This window comes from Arenivirga flava, from assembly GCF_030161575.1.
GTDB lineage: Bacteria > Actinomycetota > Actinomycetes > Actinomycetales > Microbacteriaceae > Arenivirga > Arenivirga flava.
In genome coordinates this window covers 3,072,238-3,088,768 of the sequence record NZ_BSUL01000001.1, presented here as the reverse complement: position 1 = coordinate 3,088,768, position 16,531 = coordinate 3,072,238, and the positions used below count along the sequence as shown (strand labels likewise).

Below are 16,531 nucleotides of genomic sequence, written 5' to 3'. Positions count from 1 at the left end.
TCACCCCTGCTCGTCGCTCGAACGCCTCGCCTCGCCCCCGCCGCGGCTGGTCCATGAAGCGTGTGCTCGCCCACGTGGCGATCATCGCGGTGGGGATCGGCATGATCTACCCGTTGCTGTGGATGGTCGTCAGCTCGGTGAAGCCGAACGACGAGATCTTCTCGAACCCGGGGCTGCCCAGCGCCTGGACGCTCGACAACTACGTCGTCGGCTGGGATGCGGTCGGGTTCCCCTTCCTGCTGTTCCTCGGCAACTCCGCGCTCGTCGCCGTGATCTCGGTGGTCGGCAATCTCTTCTCCTGCACGCTTGCGGCGTACGCCTTCGCCCGGCTCGAGTTCCGGTTCAAGAAGCTGCTCTTCGCTGCGATGCTCGCGACGCTCATGCTGCCGTTCCAGGTGATCCTCGTGCCGCAGTACATCCTCTTCAACAACCTCGGCATGGTCGACACGTTCCTGCCGCTGCTGATCCCGAAGTTCCTGGCTGTCGACACGTTCTTCACCTTCCTCATGGTGCAGTTCATCCGCGGCCTGCCGCGCACCCTCGACGATGCGGCGGCGATCGACGGATGCGGTCCCTTCACCGTCTTCACGCGCATCCTGCTCCCCCTGATGCGCCCGGCGCTCGTCGTCACCGCGGCGTTCACCTTCATCTGGACGTGGAACGACTTCCTCTCGCCGCTGCTCTACCTGAACTCGCGGGAGAGCTACACCGTTCCCCTCGCGCTCAACGCGTTCCTCGACTCGGAGGGCGCCTCGCAGTGGGGGCCGATGTTCGCCATGTCGTGCTTGTCCCTGCTACCCGTCTTCCTGATCTTCCTGTTCGCGCAACGCCACCTGGTCAACGGCATCGCGACGAGCGGCCTCAAGTGACCGCACTCCCCCGCATCACCCCTCCCGCACCGCATTCGAAAGGAACACTGCAATGACACGACGACGTTCACGCACGATCCTCACTACGGTCGCCGGCCTCACAACGGCCGGCCTCCTCGCAGGCTGTTCGGCCGGTGGCAGCACCGGACGTCCAGACGAAGTCGATCTCACAGTCTCGGTCTGGGGTGAGGTCGCTCGAGCCGACCTCTACCAGGAGGTGCTCGACGGCTTCGTCGAGACCCAGGACGATGTCACGGCCACGATGGAGTTCGCCGACCGCGGGCCGTACTTCGAACGCCTCACCACGAATGCCGCCTCCCGCAACCTCCCGGACGTGTTCTGGCTCACCGACACCCACTTCGGCCGCTACGCCGGAGCCGGCGCCCTGCTCGACCTCACCCCCTACCTCGGCGAGCAGATCGACGTCGACAACATCGGCGAGGACTGGCTCCCCTACGGCGAGTACGACGGCACCGTGTACGCGCTGCCCTCTCACTTCAACGGGCAGGCGGTGCTCATCGACCAGGTCGTCTTCGACGAACGCGGCATCGAGTACTCGGCGGAGAGCTGGGACGATCTGGCCGATCTCGCCCGCGAGATGGCGCGGACCGACGAGGGCTACTACGGGATCATCGATCCGACCGTCGGTATCACGCAGCGGCCGTTCGAGGCCTGGGTGCGCCAGCACGACCAGGAGCTCTTCGACGAGGAAGGCCAGCTCGGCTTCGACGAGGATCTGCTCGTCGACTGGTGGGAGTACTGGGCCGCACTGCGCGACGAGGGCGTGGCGCCGACGCCCGACGTGCAGATCGAGAGCGATTCGCAGGGCTTCACGAACGACCTGCTCGTGGCGCGCAAGGCCGCCATCCGCCTCTCCAGCGCGACCCACCTGAATCAGGCCGGTGTGCTGCGCGACGGCGGTCTCGCCCTGCTGGGCTACCCCGAGATCGACGGTGTCGCGGAGGACTGGCGTTTCTACACCGCCCTGCTCGTGACCGCTGCTGCGAATACGCCCGCCCCCGAGGTCGCGGCCGCGCTGCTGAACACGCTGGTCAACGACCTCGAGTCCGCGGAGATCTCGAAGATCAGCATGGGCACGCCCACCCCGACGTCGGTCTCCGAGGGCATCGCCCCGCTGCTGTCGGAGGACGACCAGGAGATCATCGCCTACCTCAACGAGGAGCGTTCGAACCCCACCCGTCCCACCCCGGTGCTGCCGGAGACGTCCGAGCAGTTCACGGCCTCGCTCACCCGCTTCTCGCAGGAGGTGGCGTACGGGCGGATGTCGCCCGCCGAGGCCGCAAGCGCCCTGTTCTCCGACGCGGACCGCTACCTCTGACCATCACGAAGGGAATCACCGCTATGACCCAGAGCACCACTGCGGCGCCGGCGCTGGAGCGCCAGGGCAGCATCGAGCTGCCCCGCAGCGAGGCCTTCGCCGTGCGCGATCGAGTCGCGCTCGGCACGTCCTTCGGGGCGTTCACCGTCACCTACGTCGGACCCAACTTCCTGAGGCTCTTCGGGGACGAGCGGGTCGAGGCGCAGCCTCCGCGCGACGTGCACCACCTCCGTCTCGCGGAGTGGACCGACGATGCAGCGCTCGCACCGTCGCTGCCGCACGACGCCTCGCTCGCCGACCTCTTCGCGGTCCTCGAGCTCGGTCCGGACGGCCCCGGGGAGTTCGTCGGCGAGTCCAACACCGTCTACCGTTCCGCGGACGGCGGTCGTTGGACCCCGCACTTCTACACGCGCGGCAACCGCCTCGGCTTCGGAGCCCTACCGTTCGGCGACGCCGTGGGGTGGGAACCCGGCGACGTGTTCCTGGCGGGAGCTGGGTCGTGAGCGTCGACAGGATCGCTTGGTCGCGCGTGGAGGACGTCCCGACGATCGAGCTGAAGCCGGGCATCGAGTACAGCCACCGCCTCATCACGCAGGAGGGTCAGGGCTCGTCCTTCAGTTTCCACATCACCTCGATCGCAGCGGGCTTCGAGCACGAAGCGCGCGGGGACGGCGAGCACGAGAGCGTGCTCTATTGTCTGCACGGCGGCTCGACGCAGACGCTGCCGGACGGCACCGTGCACGAGTTCCGCCCCGGTGACGCCGTGTATCTGCCGCGTGAGCACGAGTACCACCACGCCGTCGGACCGGCCGGCCTGGTCATGGCGGTGAGCTGCACACCGTCGCGTTGATCAACGCGAAGAGGGGCCGTCGATCGACGGCCCCTCTTCGCATGCCCGGTCAGAGCCGGTTCGACCAGCCCTGGAGGGCGCCGAGGAACGCTCCGGTGAGCCGTTCGGTGATCTGCTCGTCGTCCAGCAGCTCGGTGTCGCGCAGGTCGAAGATCTCACGCGGGTCGAACAGGATGTTCCACAGGAACAGCCCGATGTCACCTGGGTCGGGAAAGCCGAGCTCCGCGGTCGCGGACGAGATCGGCTCTGCAAGAGCCTCCGCCTGCGCCGAAAGATACCCTGCTCCTGCCCGTAGACGCTGCAGGTACCCGTCCTCGGATCGGGTGTGCACCATGGCGCCGCCGTGCTTGACGGTCAGGCGCACCCATTCTCCGCACACGGCGCGTAGGCGCGCCACGCCCGTCGCGCGCTCAGCATTGCTGAACTCGAGCAGTTGCCGGCCCACGTCGGTGCGGAACTCAGCGACGATCTCCTCGACGGAGCCGAAGTGCCGATAGGCCGTCGCTGTGGAGACCTCGGCGCGCTCGGCGACGTCGGTCATCTTCACGGCTCGTCCGCGACGGGCCACGAGGTACGCGGCCGCGCGGATCAGCCGTCGACGGTTGCGCTCCGTGTCGCTGCGCACGTTCCTCCTCCGGGGGCGGGGCGGGGCGTCCGGCGCCGAGGGCTCCCGACCGCCCCGCATCGCCCTCACCGCTGGGACGAGCGTAGCGCGGTGATCCCCGCTGCCAGGCGCTCGGCGCCGACGCGCAACGCATCCTCGCTGGCGGCATACGAGATCCGCAGGTGGTGCTCGCCGGCCGCACCGAACTCGGAGCCCGGCCGCACAGCGACCCCGGCCTCGCGCAGCGCAGCGACGACCTCGACTGAAGGCATGTCGAAGTCGTACTTCGGGAAGAGGTAGAACGCCCCCTCCGGGCTGCTCAAGCTGAGCCCAGGAACGCCGCTGAGCGCCTCGGTAAGCAGCTCCCGACGGCGCAGGTAGGCCTCCTTCATGGCTGCGACATCGGATCCGGCGTGACGTAGGGCGGCGAGGGCGGCGTCCTGCACGGCCGTGTTGACGGAGCCGTTGAAGGTGTTGTGCACGCGTGCCGCCGAGCGGATGAGGTCAGTCGGTCCCCACAGGTAGCCCACCCGCCATCCGGTCATCGCGTAGGTCTTGGAGAAGGTCTGGCAGTAGATCGTCCGCTCGCGCAGCGCCGGCACGTCGATCGCCGAGGTGAACGACTCACCGGTGAAATCGAGTTCGGAGTACGCCTCGTCCGACACGACGATCGTCTCCGTGCCGTCGAGCATGCCGGCGAGGGCCTCGAGCTCAGCGCGGCTGTGGACGATGCCGGTGGGGTTCGACGGGTTGCAGAACACGAACAGCCGGGCGCCCCGCAGCGCCGCCGCGAGGGCGTCGAGATCCCAGTGCAGGTCGTCGCCGAGCGGCACCGGGACGAGCTCGCCGCCGGCCATCGCGACGAGGTCGGCGTACAGCGAGTACGTCGGGTCGGGGATGACGACCTTGTCGCCGGGGCTGACGAGGGATAGCAGCGCGGCTCCGAGACCGCCCGTGCCGCCCTGGGTGATCAGCACGTCCGCGGCGGAGACCGCGGCACCGATGCGGTCGGTGAGCTGCGCGGCGATCTCGTCGCGCAGGCTCTGCTCGCCGTACAGCGGCGAGTAGTGGGTGCGGCCGGCTGCCAGGGCTGCCTCGGCAGCCTCGCGCACAACGGCGGGGGTGTCGAAGTTTGGCTCCCCCATCGCGAGCGAGACGAGATCGCCGGTCGACTGTGGCTGCTGCACGCGGCGCGATGCGCGCTCGATGCGGTCGACGGCCTCGGACGGGGTGAATGAGGGGGCGGTCGTGGTGATGCTCATGATGGTTCCGATCGGTTGGAGCGGGTCAGGGGCGGGCGCCGGCCGGCGCACCGGTCCAGCGGCTGATCTCGAGATCGGCGGCGACGTCGCGCTGCCGGGTGGGAGCGACGACGATCTCCTGCAGCACGACCCGCTGCGGCAGAGCGACGGCCAGCGCGATCGTGCGGGCCACATCGACCGGCTGCACCATGTTGGCGCGCAGCTCCGCGCTCGGCGGCTGCGCACGGTTGTCGAGGATCGGGGTGTCGGTCTCGCCGGGCAGGATCGTAATCGCGCGCAGGCCCTGGTTGCGGAACGTCGTGTGCAGGAACGTCATGAAGTTGCGCACGGCAGCCTTCGCCGCACCGTAGGCGGCGCCGCCGAGCAGGTTCGGCGTGACGGCGGCGAGCGACGAGACGGTGACGATCGTGCCGGTCTCGCGAACCAGCATGGACGGCAGCACCGCGCGGGTGAGGCGGAAGACGGCGTCGAGGTTGACGTCGATGACGCCCGCCCACTGGTCGTCATCGATGTACTGCGGGTTCTGCACCGGCGAGGAGCTGCCCGCGTTGTTGACGAGGACGTCGATCGGTCCGAGGTGGTCCTCCACCCAGGACACGAGCGTCGCGGCCGCGGTGGCGTCGGTGATGTCGACGGCGCGCACGTGCGCTGTTCCACCGGCGGCGGTGATCTCATGCTTGACCGCGGCCAACGGGCTGAGGCGACGGCCCACGAGCACGACGGTGGCGCCATCGGCAGCTAACACCTTCGCGGTCTCCGATCCCATGCCCGAGCCGGCTCCGGTAACGACAGCGATCGGTCCCTGCGACTTCGCAGTCATATCGTCCTCCACTAAATGCGAATGGTTTCTTATTTTACAGACGTGCGGGGGCGAGCGCGTCGAAGGCCGAGTGGACGCTGGTCTCCAGCACTCGCAACGACTCTTCGGCGGTGGCGGCGGCATGCGCAGCGGCACTGCGCTCGACCCACCGGAAGCGCAGCTCACGACCGGGCCCGGCTTGCCCGAGTCGAGCGAGCGCCGTCCTGGTCGCGAAACCGACGATCGGGTAGCCGGCCGTCAGCGTCCGGTACCGGCCGAGCACGATGAGCTCATCGGCGTGCGGTACCTCGAGGGCGCCGATCGGCACTCCGTGCGAGACGATCTCGTCATCGCCCTCGGGGTGCAGCACCGGCCCGTTGAGCCGAAGTCCCACGTGGTTCGAGCGGTCCGTGACGGCGTAGGTCGACGATTCGATGAGCTCGCGGATGCCGCGGATACGCGCCGAATCCGGTCCAAGCACCGCGTCGATCGCCCAGGGCCCAGCGGGGAACGTCGGCACGGGGACGGGGAGGCGGAAGAGCGCTTGCGGGAAAGTCGCACCGGGGAAGCCGGCGAACCAGCTCCTCAGCACGATGCGCGAGCCGCGCGCGATCTGCTGGGTGAACCCCATCCGCGCGTCAGGTGCTGCGCTACCGAGGAAGCGTTCGGTCTCCAGGGCACCCGCGACGGCCGCGTAGACGCGCATGCCGAACGGGGTCTCGCTGATGCGCATCTCAGCGCCCGCGGGCACGAGCACCGGAGACCACTGGACGACGTCGGCGCCGCCCACGGTGACGCGCGAGGGCGCGCCGGTGACCGCGACGAGCACGTCGCGCTCGGGCACGAAGGCCAGCTCGCCGCCCATGGACTCGATCAGGACGGCGTCACGAGTGTTGCCGACGAGGAGATTCGCCACTGCGGCGGAGTGCTGATCGGCTGCGCCGCCGGAGGGCACGCCCAGGCGCTCCGCATCGCGGCGGCCGAGGTCCTGGAACGTCGTCAGCCAGCCGGTGTCGGTGATGGTGAGCGCGAAGTCGATCACGAAACGCCCTCCTCGGTGAGGAACGCCCCGTCGAGGCGCGCCGCTCCAGCACGGTCGATCCGCGTGAAGCGCACGAGGTCTCCAGGGTCGAAGCTGACGGGGCGTTCGCGGTGGATGTCGACGATCGTGTGCGGCGTACGGCCGACCACGCGCCAGCCGGTCGGTCCGGGGAACGGCTGGATGATGGCGTTGACACCGGCGATCATGATGGAACCGGCCGGCACGTCAGTGCGAGGCTCCGCGCGGCGGCGCACGGGACGGGGCGTGTCCAAGCCGTCCATCATGGGCGCCATGGCCGCCGCCAGCAACGAGATGCTGAACTGCGAACGGCAGATGCGTTCGATGGCCTCGTCGGCCGTGAGGCCGAGCTCGCCGGCGACCTCGTCGAGATCGGGAGCCGCCTCCGCATCGAACAGCACCGGGATGGCGAAACGTCGGGCCGGTTGCGCCGCACCTGTCCCGCTGTCGGGCAGCTCGGCGAGCAGGCGTGCGGCGTACTCCACGTGCTCGAAGGAGGTGACCAGCGGGTCGAAGGAGACCAGCAGCGATTCCAGACCCGAGACCACGTCGACGACGCCGTGCGGCCGGCGCGCCAAGAGGCGGCTACGGAAGGCGACGATCTCGCAGCGGCGGGCCGCGGCGTCGGGGGCGGGGATGGAAACCATGACCGCCGAGTCCCCGTAGGGCTCGACGGTCACGGTCTCGCGCAGGATCGGCATGATGCTCAGACGCGCCCGGCGCGAGCTGCCTTCTCCTGCAGCACCTCGCGCAGGCCCGTGGCGCGCACCCCTGCGGTCGCCAAGGCCGCGCGCAGGCGGGTTCCGTTCTCGAGGACCTGCGGGTGGTCGCCGTGCAGCAGTACCACGTCGGCGTCGTGGCCGAGTGGCACGGTTTCGCCGTCGACGGTCACAACAGTGCCCTCGGTGACGACCTGGACGACGCGCTGGCCGATGAGCTCGGGGTCGTGGATGAGGCCGCCGGGGTGGCTGCGGGCGACGGGCCAGCCATCGGCGCCGTAGCCGCGGTCGGCGAGGAACACGTAGGCGACTTCGAGGCCGCGCTTGCGCGATTCCTCGGCGAGCACGCCCTGCTGGCAGACGACGATGTAGTCCTTGTTGTAGGCGGCGACCGCGTCGGTGATCGCGCGGGCGTGCTTGAGGTCGGTCTGCGCGATGCTGCCCATGCGGCCGTGCGGGGCGACGTGGCTGATGGTGCCGCCGTGCACGCGGGCGAAGGCGTCGAGGGCGCCGATCTGGTAGAGCACGTCGGTGCGGATCTCCTCCTCGCTGGCCTCGATGAGGCGGCGGCCGAAGCCGACCAAGTCGGGGTAGCCCGGGTGAGCGCCGAGCTCGATGCCGCGAGCGACGCACTCCTTGACCGTGGCGTCGATGACCCTCGGATCGCCGGCGTGGAAGCCGCAGGCGATATTGGAGGCGGTGACGAGGCCGAGGAGCGCCTCATCGTCGCCGATGACGTAGTTGCCGTAGCTTTCACCGAGGTCGGCGACGACGGCGACGGAGTGGTTGACCATGGTCTCTCCTGGTGTGTTGCGGGTTGGTGCGGGGCCGGCGGTGCCGGCACCCATTCGGGCGCCGGCACCAGTGGATCACTCGACGCGGAGCGACTGCCCCTTGGTCTCCTTGAGCAGGAGGGTCGTGACGAGCGTGATGGCGGCAGTGATGATCGCCGCGTAGGCGGGGACGACGCTGCTGCCGGTGGCCTTGATGATCTCCGTCATGACCAGCGGGGCGCTGCCGCCGAAGATGATCGTCGAGATCGAGAAGCCGATGCTGTACGCGCTGTAGCGCACCGTGGTCGGGAAGAGCTCGGTGAGCACGGTGTGCACGACGGCCGCGTGGCCGGAGAAGCCGAGCGCCATGACGACGGCGCCGACGATGGCGAGACCCATCTGCCCGGTGGTGATCGCACTGAATGCCGGGTACGCCGCGATGGCGACGGCAACGGCGGAGATGATCAGCACGGGCTTGCGGCCGATGCGGTCGGACAGGCGCGCCATGAGGGGGATGGCGATGATGATCGCCACGAGGCTGCAAGCGGTCACGACGAGCGCGTCGACCAGGGAGAAGCTGTTCTCGCCGAGCGAGGTCTTGAGGTAGGTCGGCATGTACGCGAAGAGCAGGTAGTAGCCGGGGCCGTTCAACGCGGGCAGGAAGATCGTCAGTGCGATGGCACGGCGGTGCTCCTTCTGCGCGAAGGCCTCGCGCAGCGGGTTGCGGGCGACGGCCTTGCGCTCGCGCAGCGCTTCGAAGTGCGGCGTCTCCTCCATGCGGCGACGGATGTAGAAGCCGATGTAGCCGAGCGGGGCGGCGAACAGGAACGGGATGCGCCAGCCCCAGGCCTCCATGCTCGCGTCACCGAGGGTGGTGATGAGCACGGCCGAGAAGACGCTGCCGAACATGAGGGCGAAGAAGGAGCCGACGGCGATGAAGCTCATCGCGAAGTTGCGCTTGGCGTCTTGGGCGTACTCGCCGACGAACGCCATCGCCCCGGCGACCTCGCCGCCCGCGGAGAAGCCCTGCAGCACGCGCAGCGCGATGAGCAGGATCGGCGCGGCGACGCCGATGACGTCCTGCGAGGGGATGCATCCGATGGCGAAGGTCGCACCGGAGATCAGGATGAGCAGCGTCGACAGCAGCGCCTTGCGGCCGATGCGGTCGCCGAGGTAGCCGCAGATCACGCTGCCGAAGGGGCGTGCGATGAAGCTGACCAGGAAGCCGATGTTGGTCAGGAACAGGCTGCCGACTTCGGCGCCGCCCATGACGTTGATGGCGAGGTAGGTGGCCAGCAGGCCGTAGATGCCGTAGTCGTACCACTCGACGAACGATCCGATGGCGCCGGCGACGGTCGCGCGGCGCACGACCTTTCCGTCCGCGGTGACGACAGCGACCTGAGTCGTGTCGAGACGGTCCGAAGTGCTCATGCTCAATCCTCAAAGATGGGGAACCCGTGAGGGGTTCAGGTCAATGGTGCGGGTTCGTAGGTGACGGCGTCGACTCGCTTCGTGGGCGTGCAGGCGCGACGGATCGCGGCGGCAGGGCACGGGGTGGTGCCGGAGGGGGTGGGCCGCGAGTTCGGGATGGCGGACAGCCGGTGGAGCATCGGGAGCGAGCGGCGCATATTGGAGGCTCCTCCCGGGTCGGCGTCGACATCGTGGTCCGGCGGGGACCGGATTGCAGATGAGACTACGGTCGCATTTCAGTCAGCGCAAGGAGCAATGACGACGCCCAGGTAAAAGACCTGTTTCGAGCATGTTTCGGCTTGAATGAAAAGGGATTCACGGCCGGGAGGAGCATTGCCAGAGGGGTTGCGCCGGTCGGTTCGTCGGTGCACACTGCTCTACTAATTGCGACTTTGCTCGCAGATAAGCGTCCGATCGGCAGGAGCGATGATGTCCGTGATCGATACGGTGCCGGCCCAGGCCCCACCCACTCCACTCGATGACGCCCGAACCCAGTTGACGCAGGCTGCGGAGGCTCTCGGCTACGACGACGGGTTGCTGCACCTGCTCGCCATGCCCCGCCGTGAGATCGCTGTCGGGGTACCGCTGCGACGCGACGACGGTTCCGTCGAGGTGCTGCAGGGCTATCGGGTGCAGCACAACTACTCGCGCGGCCCGGCGAAAGGCGGGGTGCGTTTCAGCCGGCAGGTCTCGTTGGACGAAGTGCGTGCGCTGGCGATGTGGATGACCTGGAAGTGCGCGCTCATGGACCTGCCATACGGAGGCGCCAAAGGAGGCGTCGCGTTCGACCCCTCCCGGTACTCCGTCGCCGAACGCGAGCGAGTCACCCGACGCTACACGAGCGAAATCCTGCCGATCATCGGTCCGGAGCGCGACATCCCTGCGCCCGATATTGGCACCGATGAGCAGACCATGGCCTGGATGATGGACACCTACTCTGTCACCCAGGGCCACACCGTACACGGGGTGGTCACCGGCAAGCCTGTCAGCCTCGGCGGCTCACTCGGACGGGCCACCGCTACCTCCCGGGGCGTCGCCCACGTCGCACTCGCAGCCCTGGGCTCCCGCGGGCTGCGCTATGCCGCCACGAGCGCCGCGGTGCAGGGGTTCGGCAAGGTGGGGCGCAGCGCGGCGCTGTTCCTCGCCGAGGCGGGTGTGCGCATCATCGCGGTCAGCGATCAGTTCGAGCGCTGCGCAACGACCTGGGCCTCGACATCGAGGCTGTCGCACGCCACGTCGATCGCACCGGCAGTGTTGTCGGTTACAGCGGTGCCGACGCGATCGACGGTGAGGCGCTGCTTGAGCTACCGGTCGATCTCCTCGTCCCGGCGGCCGTGGAAGGCGTCATCCACGACGGCAACGTCCGCCGCATCCAGGCGCCGATCATCGTCGAAGCCGCCAACGGCCCCACCACCGCTGCCGCGGACGCCGCCCTCGAGCAGCGCGGAGTCCTCGTCGTGCCCGACATCCTCGCCAATGCGGGCGGCGTGATCGTCTCCTACTTCGAATGGGCACAGGCCAATCAGACCTACCGCTGGCCACTCGAGGTCGTCGAGCAGCGCCTGCGCCAGCGGATGATCGCAGCGTGGGACGACGTCCGTGCCGGGTCGGAGCGCACCGGTCGCAGTCTGCGGCGCACCGCCATGATCACCGCCGTGGAGCGCGTCGCCGACGCGCACCTCAGCCGAGGCCTCTACCCCTGAACCGCAACGCCCCCGAAGGAAGACCACGATGACCGACAACATCCGCATTGCCGCAACCTGGCAGCGCCCCGCCCCCGAACTGCTCGAGCGCTTCCGCGTCCACTCCGTCGCTAACCTCGGCGACGCCTTCGGACGCCTGAACATCGTCGACGGCGGCATCGCCCCGATCTGGACCGGCGCCTACGCGGTCGGCTCCGCCCTGCCTGTGCTCACCGTCGCCGGCGACAACCTCGCCGTCATCGAGGCGCTCGACCACATCCAGCCGGGCGACTTCCTCGCCATCAACGCCGGCGGTTTCGACGGCCGCGCAATCCTGGGCGACAACCTCGCCCAGCGCTTCGACCTGTTCGGCGCCACCGGTGCCATCGTCGACGGCGCCGCCCGCGACAAGGCCATCATCGAACGCCTCGGCTTCCCGGTGTTCGCCCGAGCCGTGAACCCGGCAGGACCGTGGAAGAACGGCCCCGGCGTGATCGGCGAACCTGTTGCGATCGGCGGCGTCGTCGTCAACGCCGGCGACATCATCGTCGCCGACGAGGACGGCGTCATCGTCATCCCCCAGGCCCGCGCCGAGGAGGTTCTCGCGGCAGCCGACGCCGTCGTCGCGCTCGAAGCGGAGAAGGACGCCGAAGTCGAGGCCGCCAAGGCCGCCCGATGAGCGGCGAGCGCCCCCTCGTCGCCATCGCCGCCCCCTCCCCCAGGACCTTGCGGCGCGGATCGCAGAGCTCGAGCCGCGCCTCGACCTCGCCTACGAGCCCGACCTCCTGCCTCCGATGCGCTTCGCCGCGGACTACTCCGGGGATCCCGCCTGGCGGCGCTCCCCCGAGCAGCAGCGGCGCTACGAGGCCATGATCGACGGGGCCGACATCCTCTACGGGATCCCGGATGTCGACCCCGTCGCCCTGCACCGCACGGTGCGGGCGAACCCCCGACTGCGCTGGGTGCAGACCATGGCCGCCGGCGGCGGCGGCCAGGTGAAGGCCGCCGGCCTCGACACCATCGACCTCGCCCGGGTGGCCTTCACCACCTCGGCGGGCGTGCACGGCACCGCCCTGGCCGAGTTCGCGGTGCTCGGCGTGCTCGCCGGCGCCAAGCACCTTCCACGTCTGAATGAGCTGCAGCACGATCGCGTCTGGGCAGACCGGTGGACCATGGGCCAGGTCGCCGGATCCCGGGTGCTCGTCCTCGGCCTCGGTGGCATCGGTGCCGAAGTCGCCCGCCTACTCTCCGCACTCGGCGCCACGGTCGTCGGCGCAAGCCGCACTGGGACGCCCGTCGCCGGGGTCGCTGAGGTCGTGCGCACGGACGCGCTGGTGACCGAAGCGGCACGCGCCGATGCGATCGTGACGACGCTGCCCGGCACGGCCAGCACCGAGGGCCTCCTCGGTGCCGAGCTGCTTGCCGCGGTGCGCCCCGGCACCACCGTCGTCAACGTCGGTCGCGGCACCGTCATCGACGAGGCAGCGCTCCTCGCAGCCCTCGACGACAGACGGATCGGTTTCGCTGCCCTCGACGTCTTCGCCGTCGAGCCGCTGCCACAGGACAGCCCATTGTGGAGGCACCCGCGCGTGCTCGTCAGCCCGCACACCGCCGCGCTCACCGACACCGAGGAGCGACGCATCGCCGAGCTCTTCGCCGATAATGCCACACGATTCCTCGACGGTCGCGAGCTCGTGAACCGCGTCGACACCGTCGAGTTCTACTGACCCCCGGAGCCACCTCATGACCATCCCGTCCTTCGACATCACCGACCGCATCGTGCTCGTCACCGGCTCCAGCCGCGGCATCGGTCGCACCATCGCCGAGGGCCTAGCCGAGGCTGGCGCTCGGATCGTGCTGAACGGCACGAACTCCGAACGGCTCGAGTCGGCACGGGCAGAGCTCGCCGCCGTGCACGGCAACGACCGCATCCACGCCTACGCCTTCGACGTGACCGACGACGCCGCCTCCGAGGCATCCGTCGCCACGATCGAGGACGAAGTCGGCCCCATCGAGGTGCTGTTCAACAACGCCGGCGTGCAGCACCGCGAGCCGCTGCTCGATGTCTCCCTCGACGACTGGGCCCGCGTCATCACCACCAACCTCACCAGCGCCTTCATCGTCGGTCGAGCCGTTGCACGACGCATGACGCATCGCGGCAGCGGCAAGATCGTGAACATCTGCTCGATCCAGTCCGACCTCGCCCGCCCCACCATCGGTCCCTACACGGCGTCGAAAGGCGGACTGCGCAACCTCACCCGCGCGATGACCGCCGAATGGGCAGGAAAGGGCCTGCAGGTCAACGCGATCGCACCCGGCTACATCCACACCGAGATGACACAAGCCCTCGTTGACGACGAGAACTTCAACGGCTGGGTGCTGCGACGCACTCCCGCGACCCGCTGGGGCAAGCCCACCGACCTCGTCGGCCCAGCCGTCTGGCTGGCCTCCGACGCCTCCGCGTTCGTCAACGGCCAAGTCGTCTTCGTCGACGGCGGCATGAGCGTGGTGGTCTGAAATGAGCAACACCACCCCGGCCATCGTCGTCCACGGCGTCGACGACGTCCGCTACGAGGACATCGAGCTGCCGGAGCCCGCGCCTAATGAGGTCGTGCTACGCATTCGCTACGGCGGCATCTGCGGTTCCGACATCCATTACTGGAAGCACGGCGCCGCCGGCGAATCGGTTCTGCGCGAGCCCATGGTGCTCGGCCACGAGGTTGTGGGCACCGTCGAGCGCACCGCAGCCGATGGCAGCGGCCCGGCCGCCGGCACGGCCGTGGCCGTGCACCCTGCGCGGCGCGACGAGGCCTCGGAGCGCTTCCCCGCTGACCGACCCAACCTCTCTCCAGGCGTGCGCTACCTCGGCTCAGCCGCGCGCCTTCCTCACACCGCCGGCGCCTTCGCCGAGCGCGTCGTGCTGCCCGCATCGATGCTCCGCATCCTGCCTGACGGGCTCGACTTGCGCACCGCGGCGATCGCCGAGCCGGCGGCCGTCGCGTGGCACGCAGTAGGCCGCGCCGGCGAGCTCCGCGGCAAGTCCGTGCTCGTCATCGGCAGTGGTCCAATTGGCGCGCTCTGCGTCGCAGTCGCGAAGCGCGCCGGCGCTGCCGAGATCATCGCTACCGACCTGCACGAGATGCCGCTCGACATCGCCACCGCCGTCGGCGCAACCCGCGTGCTGCAGGCCACGGATACGGAAGGTATTGCTGTAGCCGACGCCGACGTCGTCATCGAATCCTCCGGGAGTGTGCGCGGACTTTTCTCCGCGGTGCGCGGCGCAACCCGAGGAGGCCGCGTCGTCATGGTCGGCCTCATCCCATCTGGAGAACAACACGCGCTACTTTCGCTCGCAATCACCCGCGAACTCGAGCTCGTCGGCTCGTTCCGCTTCCACAACGAAATCGAGGACGTGCTCGAAGCACTTGGCGACAGATCACTCGACGTTGCCCCGGTCGTCACGCACGTTCTGCCGGCGACAGCGGCGGTGCGGGCACTCCAGATAGCTGCCGACGCGTCCTCCTCAGGCAAAGTGTTGTTGGACTTCGGTGCATGAACGACGGTCCAGGCATCTGCGTGGTGTGCGGCTTCCCATTCAGTCAACGCTGCGCCGTTTTCCACCCGCGGCCTCACGCGAACACGCTGCTTTCGTCTGGGCACAGCGACGTCTCTGGGTAGCACTGATCGAGCGCTCCTGCGCTTCCTAGCTGTGATGTCCAGGGACGTTGTTTCGGCGACACGGTCGTGAGGAGCTGAGGGGCGAGGGCCTCCGGTTGTGAAGTGGAGCTGTTCAAGGAGCCGCTTCACGAACCAGGAGGCCCTCGTGTCCCACGCTAATGCTGCTTTGACCCCGCGCGCCCGGCTTCGGCTGGCGCGCTTGGTCGTCGAGGACGGGTGGTCGCCGTCGGTCGCGGCGAAGATGTTCATGGTCTCGCCCGTCACTGCCCGCAAATGGGCGGCCCGGCTGCGGTTGGAGGGACCCGCCGGGATGACCGATCGTCCGAGTCGGCCGCGGTCGATGCCGACGAAGACGCCACCGGCGATCGTGAAGCGGATCGTCACAACGCGGTGGCGTCGGCGGCTCGGTCCGGTCCAGATCGCCGGTGAACTCGATCTTCCCGCCTCGACCGTCCACGCCGTCCTGGTGCGCTGCCGCATCAACCGGCTCTCATCGATCGACCGAGCCACGGGCGAACCGATCCGTCGCTACGAGCACGACCATCCCGGGTCGCTGATCCATGTCGACGTCACGAAGTTCGGCAACATCCCCGACGGCGGAGGATGGCGGTTCGTCGGCCGCGTCCAGGGCGAACGAAACCGTGAAGCCACCGCCACCCGCCTGCAAAGCCGGAACCACCGCTACGAGCCTCGCCTGGGCACCGCGTTCGTGCACACCGTCATCGATGATCACTCCCGCGTCGCCTACGCCGAGATCTGCTCTGATGAGAAAGCCGCAACAGCGATCGGAGTCCTGCGCCGCGCAGTCTCCTGGTTCGCCGACCGCGGCGTCAGCGTCGAACGCTTCCTCTCCGACAACGGTTCCGCCTACAAGTCCTACGCATGGTGCGATGCCTGCACGGCACTCGGGATCACCGCGAAGAAAACCCGCCCTTACCGGCCACAGACCAACGGGACGATCGAACGCTTCCACCGCACCCTCGCTGACGGCTGGGCCTACGCGAAGCTCTATCCCTCAGAAACAGCACGGCGAGAAGCACTCCCCAGCTGGCTGCACTTCTTAAATCACCACAGGCACCACTCCGCAATCGGAGGCCCACCCATCAGCAGAATCGCCAACAACCTCCCTGGACATCACATTTAGGCGTTGCACGGCTCAAGTCGCGTCGCCTGATCTGGCGAGCGCGTCACATCATCTGACGCGGATCAGCGCGACGGATCCGTACAGACCGGAGCCGCGGACTCGCGGGAGTATAAACGAAGGCCCGGTTCCTGACGGAACCGGGCCTTCTTCTTGTTGCAGGGGCAGGATTTGAACCTACGACCTCTGGGTTATGAGCCCAGCGAGCTACCGAACTGCTCCACCCTGCGGCACAAGAGATAAACATAGTACGGATTCCTGCAGCGCGCAAGTCCGGATCGATCT

At 68.6% G+C, this 16,531-nt stretch carries 16 protein-coding genes, 1 tRNA gene and 1 pseudogene; 10 read left to right on the top strand and 8 right to left on the bottom strand.

The window, feature by feature from the left end:
* Positions 1 to 53: 53 nt before the first annotated feature.
* From QQK26_RS15205 to QQK26_RS15190, 4 genes are read left to right on the top strand one after another with little or no spacing between them, the layout of a single operon-like run.
* Positions 54 to 869 (top strand): carbohydrate ABC transporter permease, encoded by an 816-nt coding sequence (locus QQK26_RS15205; protein ID WP_284234284.1) that lies wholly within the window; start codon positions 54 to 56, stop codon positions 867 to 869.
* Positions 870 to 921: 52 nt separating this feature from the next.
* Positions 922 to 2,208, top strand: coding sequence for an ABC transporter substrate-binding protein (locus QQK26_RS15200; protein ID WP_284234282.1), 1,287 nt, complete (start codon positions 922 to 924; stop codon positions 2,206 to 2,208).
* 23 nt (positions 2,209 to 2,231) lie between these two features.
* Positions 2,232 to 2,711 carry a hypothetical protein gene (locus QQK26_RS15195; protein ID WP_284234280.1) on the top strand — a complete coding sequence of 160 codons (480 nt, stop codon included), beginning with the start codon at positions 2,232 to 2,234 and terminating at the stop codon, positions 2,709 to 2,711.
* A gap of 26 nt (positions 2,712 to 2,737) precedes the next feature.
* The gene (locus QQK26_RS15190; protein ID WP_284234278.1) at positions 2,738 to 3,058 is read left to right on the top strand and encodes an ectoine synthase; all 321 of its coding nucleotides are present in this window, start codon (positions 2,738 to 2,740) and stop codon (positions 3,056 to 3,058) included.
* A gap of 49 nt (positions 3,059 to 3,107) precedes the next feature.
* Here QQK26_RS15190 and QQK26_RS15185 read toward each other — a convergent pair whose 3' ends face one another.
* The 7 genes from QQK26_RS15185 to QQK26_RS15155 form a co-directional block, all read right to left on the bottom strand.
* The gene (locus tag QQK26_RS15185; protein ID WP_284235381.1) at positions 3,108 to 3,743 is read right to left on the bottom strand and encodes a TetR/AcrR family transcriptional regulator; all 636 of its coding nucleotides are present in this window, start codon (positions 3,741 to 3,743) and stop codon (positions 3,108 to 3,110) included.
* 5 nt (positions 3,744 to 3,748) lie between these two features.
* On the bottom strand, positions 3,749 to 4,924 hold the full coding sequence (locus QQK26_RS15180) for a pyridoxal phosphate-dependent aminotransferase (protein WP_284234276.1): 1,176 nt from the start codon (positions 4,922 to 4,924) through the stop codon (positions 3,749 to 3,751).
* Between the two features lie 25 nt (positions 4,925 to 4,949).
* On the bottom strand, positions 4,950 to 5,744 hold the full coding sequence (locus QQK26_RS15175) for an SDR family oxidoreductase (RefSeq protein WP_284234274.1): 795 nt from the start codon (positions 5,742 to 5,744) through the stop codon (positions 4,950 to 4,952).
* 34 nt (positions 5,745 to 5,778) lie between these two features.
* Positions 5,779 to 6,765: a 5-oxoprolinase subunit C family protein gene (locus tag QQK26_RS15170; protein WP_284234271.1), complete on the bottom strand. Its 987-nt coding sequence runs from the start codon at positions 6,763 to 6,765 to the stop codon at positions 5,779 to 5,781.
* Complete coding sequence (locus QQK26_RS15165; RefSeq protein WP_284234269.1) at positions 6,762 to 7,484, bottom strand: 5-oxoprolinase subunit B family protein; 723 nt, start codon at positions 7,482 to 7,484, stop codon at positions 6,762 to 6,764. The genes QQK26_RS15170 and QQK26_RS15165 overlap by 4 nt, the downstream gene beginning before the upstream one ends.
* Positions 7,485 to 7,489: 5 nt before the next feature.
* The gene (locus QQK26_RS15160) at positions 7,490 to 8,296 is read right to left on the bottom strand and encodes a 5-oxoprolinase subunit PxpA (RefSeq protein WP_284234267.1); all 807 of its coding nucleotides are present in this window, start codon (positions 8,294 to 8,296) and stop codon (positions 7,490 to 7,492) included.
* Positions 8,297 to 8,371: 75 nt separating this feature from the next.
* The gene (locus tag QQK26_RS15155) at positions 8,372 to 9,706 is read right to left on the bottom strand and encodes an MFS transporter (protein ID WP_284234265.1); all 1,335 of its coding nucleotides are present in this window, start codon (positions 9,704 to 9,706) and stop codon (positions 8,372 to 8,374) included.
* 465 nt (positions 9,707 to 10,171) lie between these two features.
* Between QQK26_RS15155 and QQK26_RS15150 the strand changes: the two are divergent.
* The 6 genes and pseudogenes from QQK26_RS15150 (at position 10,172) to QQK26_RS15125 (ending at position 16,249) form a co-directional block, all read left to right on the top strand.
* Positions 10,172 to 11,448, top strand: a pseudogene (locus QQK26_RS15150) (Glu/Leu/Phe/Val family dehydrogenase).
* 28 nt (positions 11,449 to 11,476) lie between these two features.
* On the top strand, positions 11,477 to 12,106 hold the full coding sequence (locus tag QQK26_RS15145; RefSeq protein WP_284234263.1) for an RraA family protein: 630 nt from the start codon (positions 11,477 to 11,479) through the stop codon (positions 12,104 to 12,106).
* A gap of 115 nt (positions 12,107 to 12,221) precedes the next feature.
* Positions 12,222 to 13,154 carry a D-2-hydroxyacid dehydrogenase gene (locus QQK26_RS15140; protein WP_348520035.1) on the top strand — a complete coding sequence of 311 codons (933 nt, stop codon included), beginning with the start codon at positions 12,222 to 12,224 and terminating at the stop codon, positions 13,152 to 13,154.
* A 16-nt stretch (positions 13,155 to 13,170) separates the two neighbouring features.
* On the top strand, positions 13,171 to 13,944 hold the full coding sequence (locus QQK26_RS15135) for an SDR family oxidoreductase (protein WP_284234261.1): 774 nt from the start codon (positions 13,171 to 13,173) through the stop codon (positions 13,942 to 13,944).
* A gap of 1 nt (position 13,945) precedes the next feature.
* Entirely contained in the window at positions 13,946 to 14,983 is a 1,038-nt protein-coding gene (locus QQK26_RS15130) for an L-idonate 5-dehydrogenase (RefSeq protein WP_284234258.1), read from the top strand.
* Positions 14,984 to 15,250: 267 nt separating this feature from the next.
* Positions 15,251 to 16,249, top strand: coding sequence for an IS481 family transposase (locus QQK26_RS15125; RefSeq protein WP_284234256.1), 999 nt, complete (start codon positions 15,251 to 15,253; stop codon positions 16,247 to 16,249).
* Positions 16,250 to 16,402: 153 nt separating this feature from the next.
* Here QQK26_RS15125 and QQK26_RS15120 read toward each other — a convergent pair.
* Positions 16,403 to 16,476 (bottom strand) — tRNA-Met (locus QQK26_RS15120).
* Between the last annotated feature and the right edge of the window lie 55 nt (positions 16,477 to 16,531).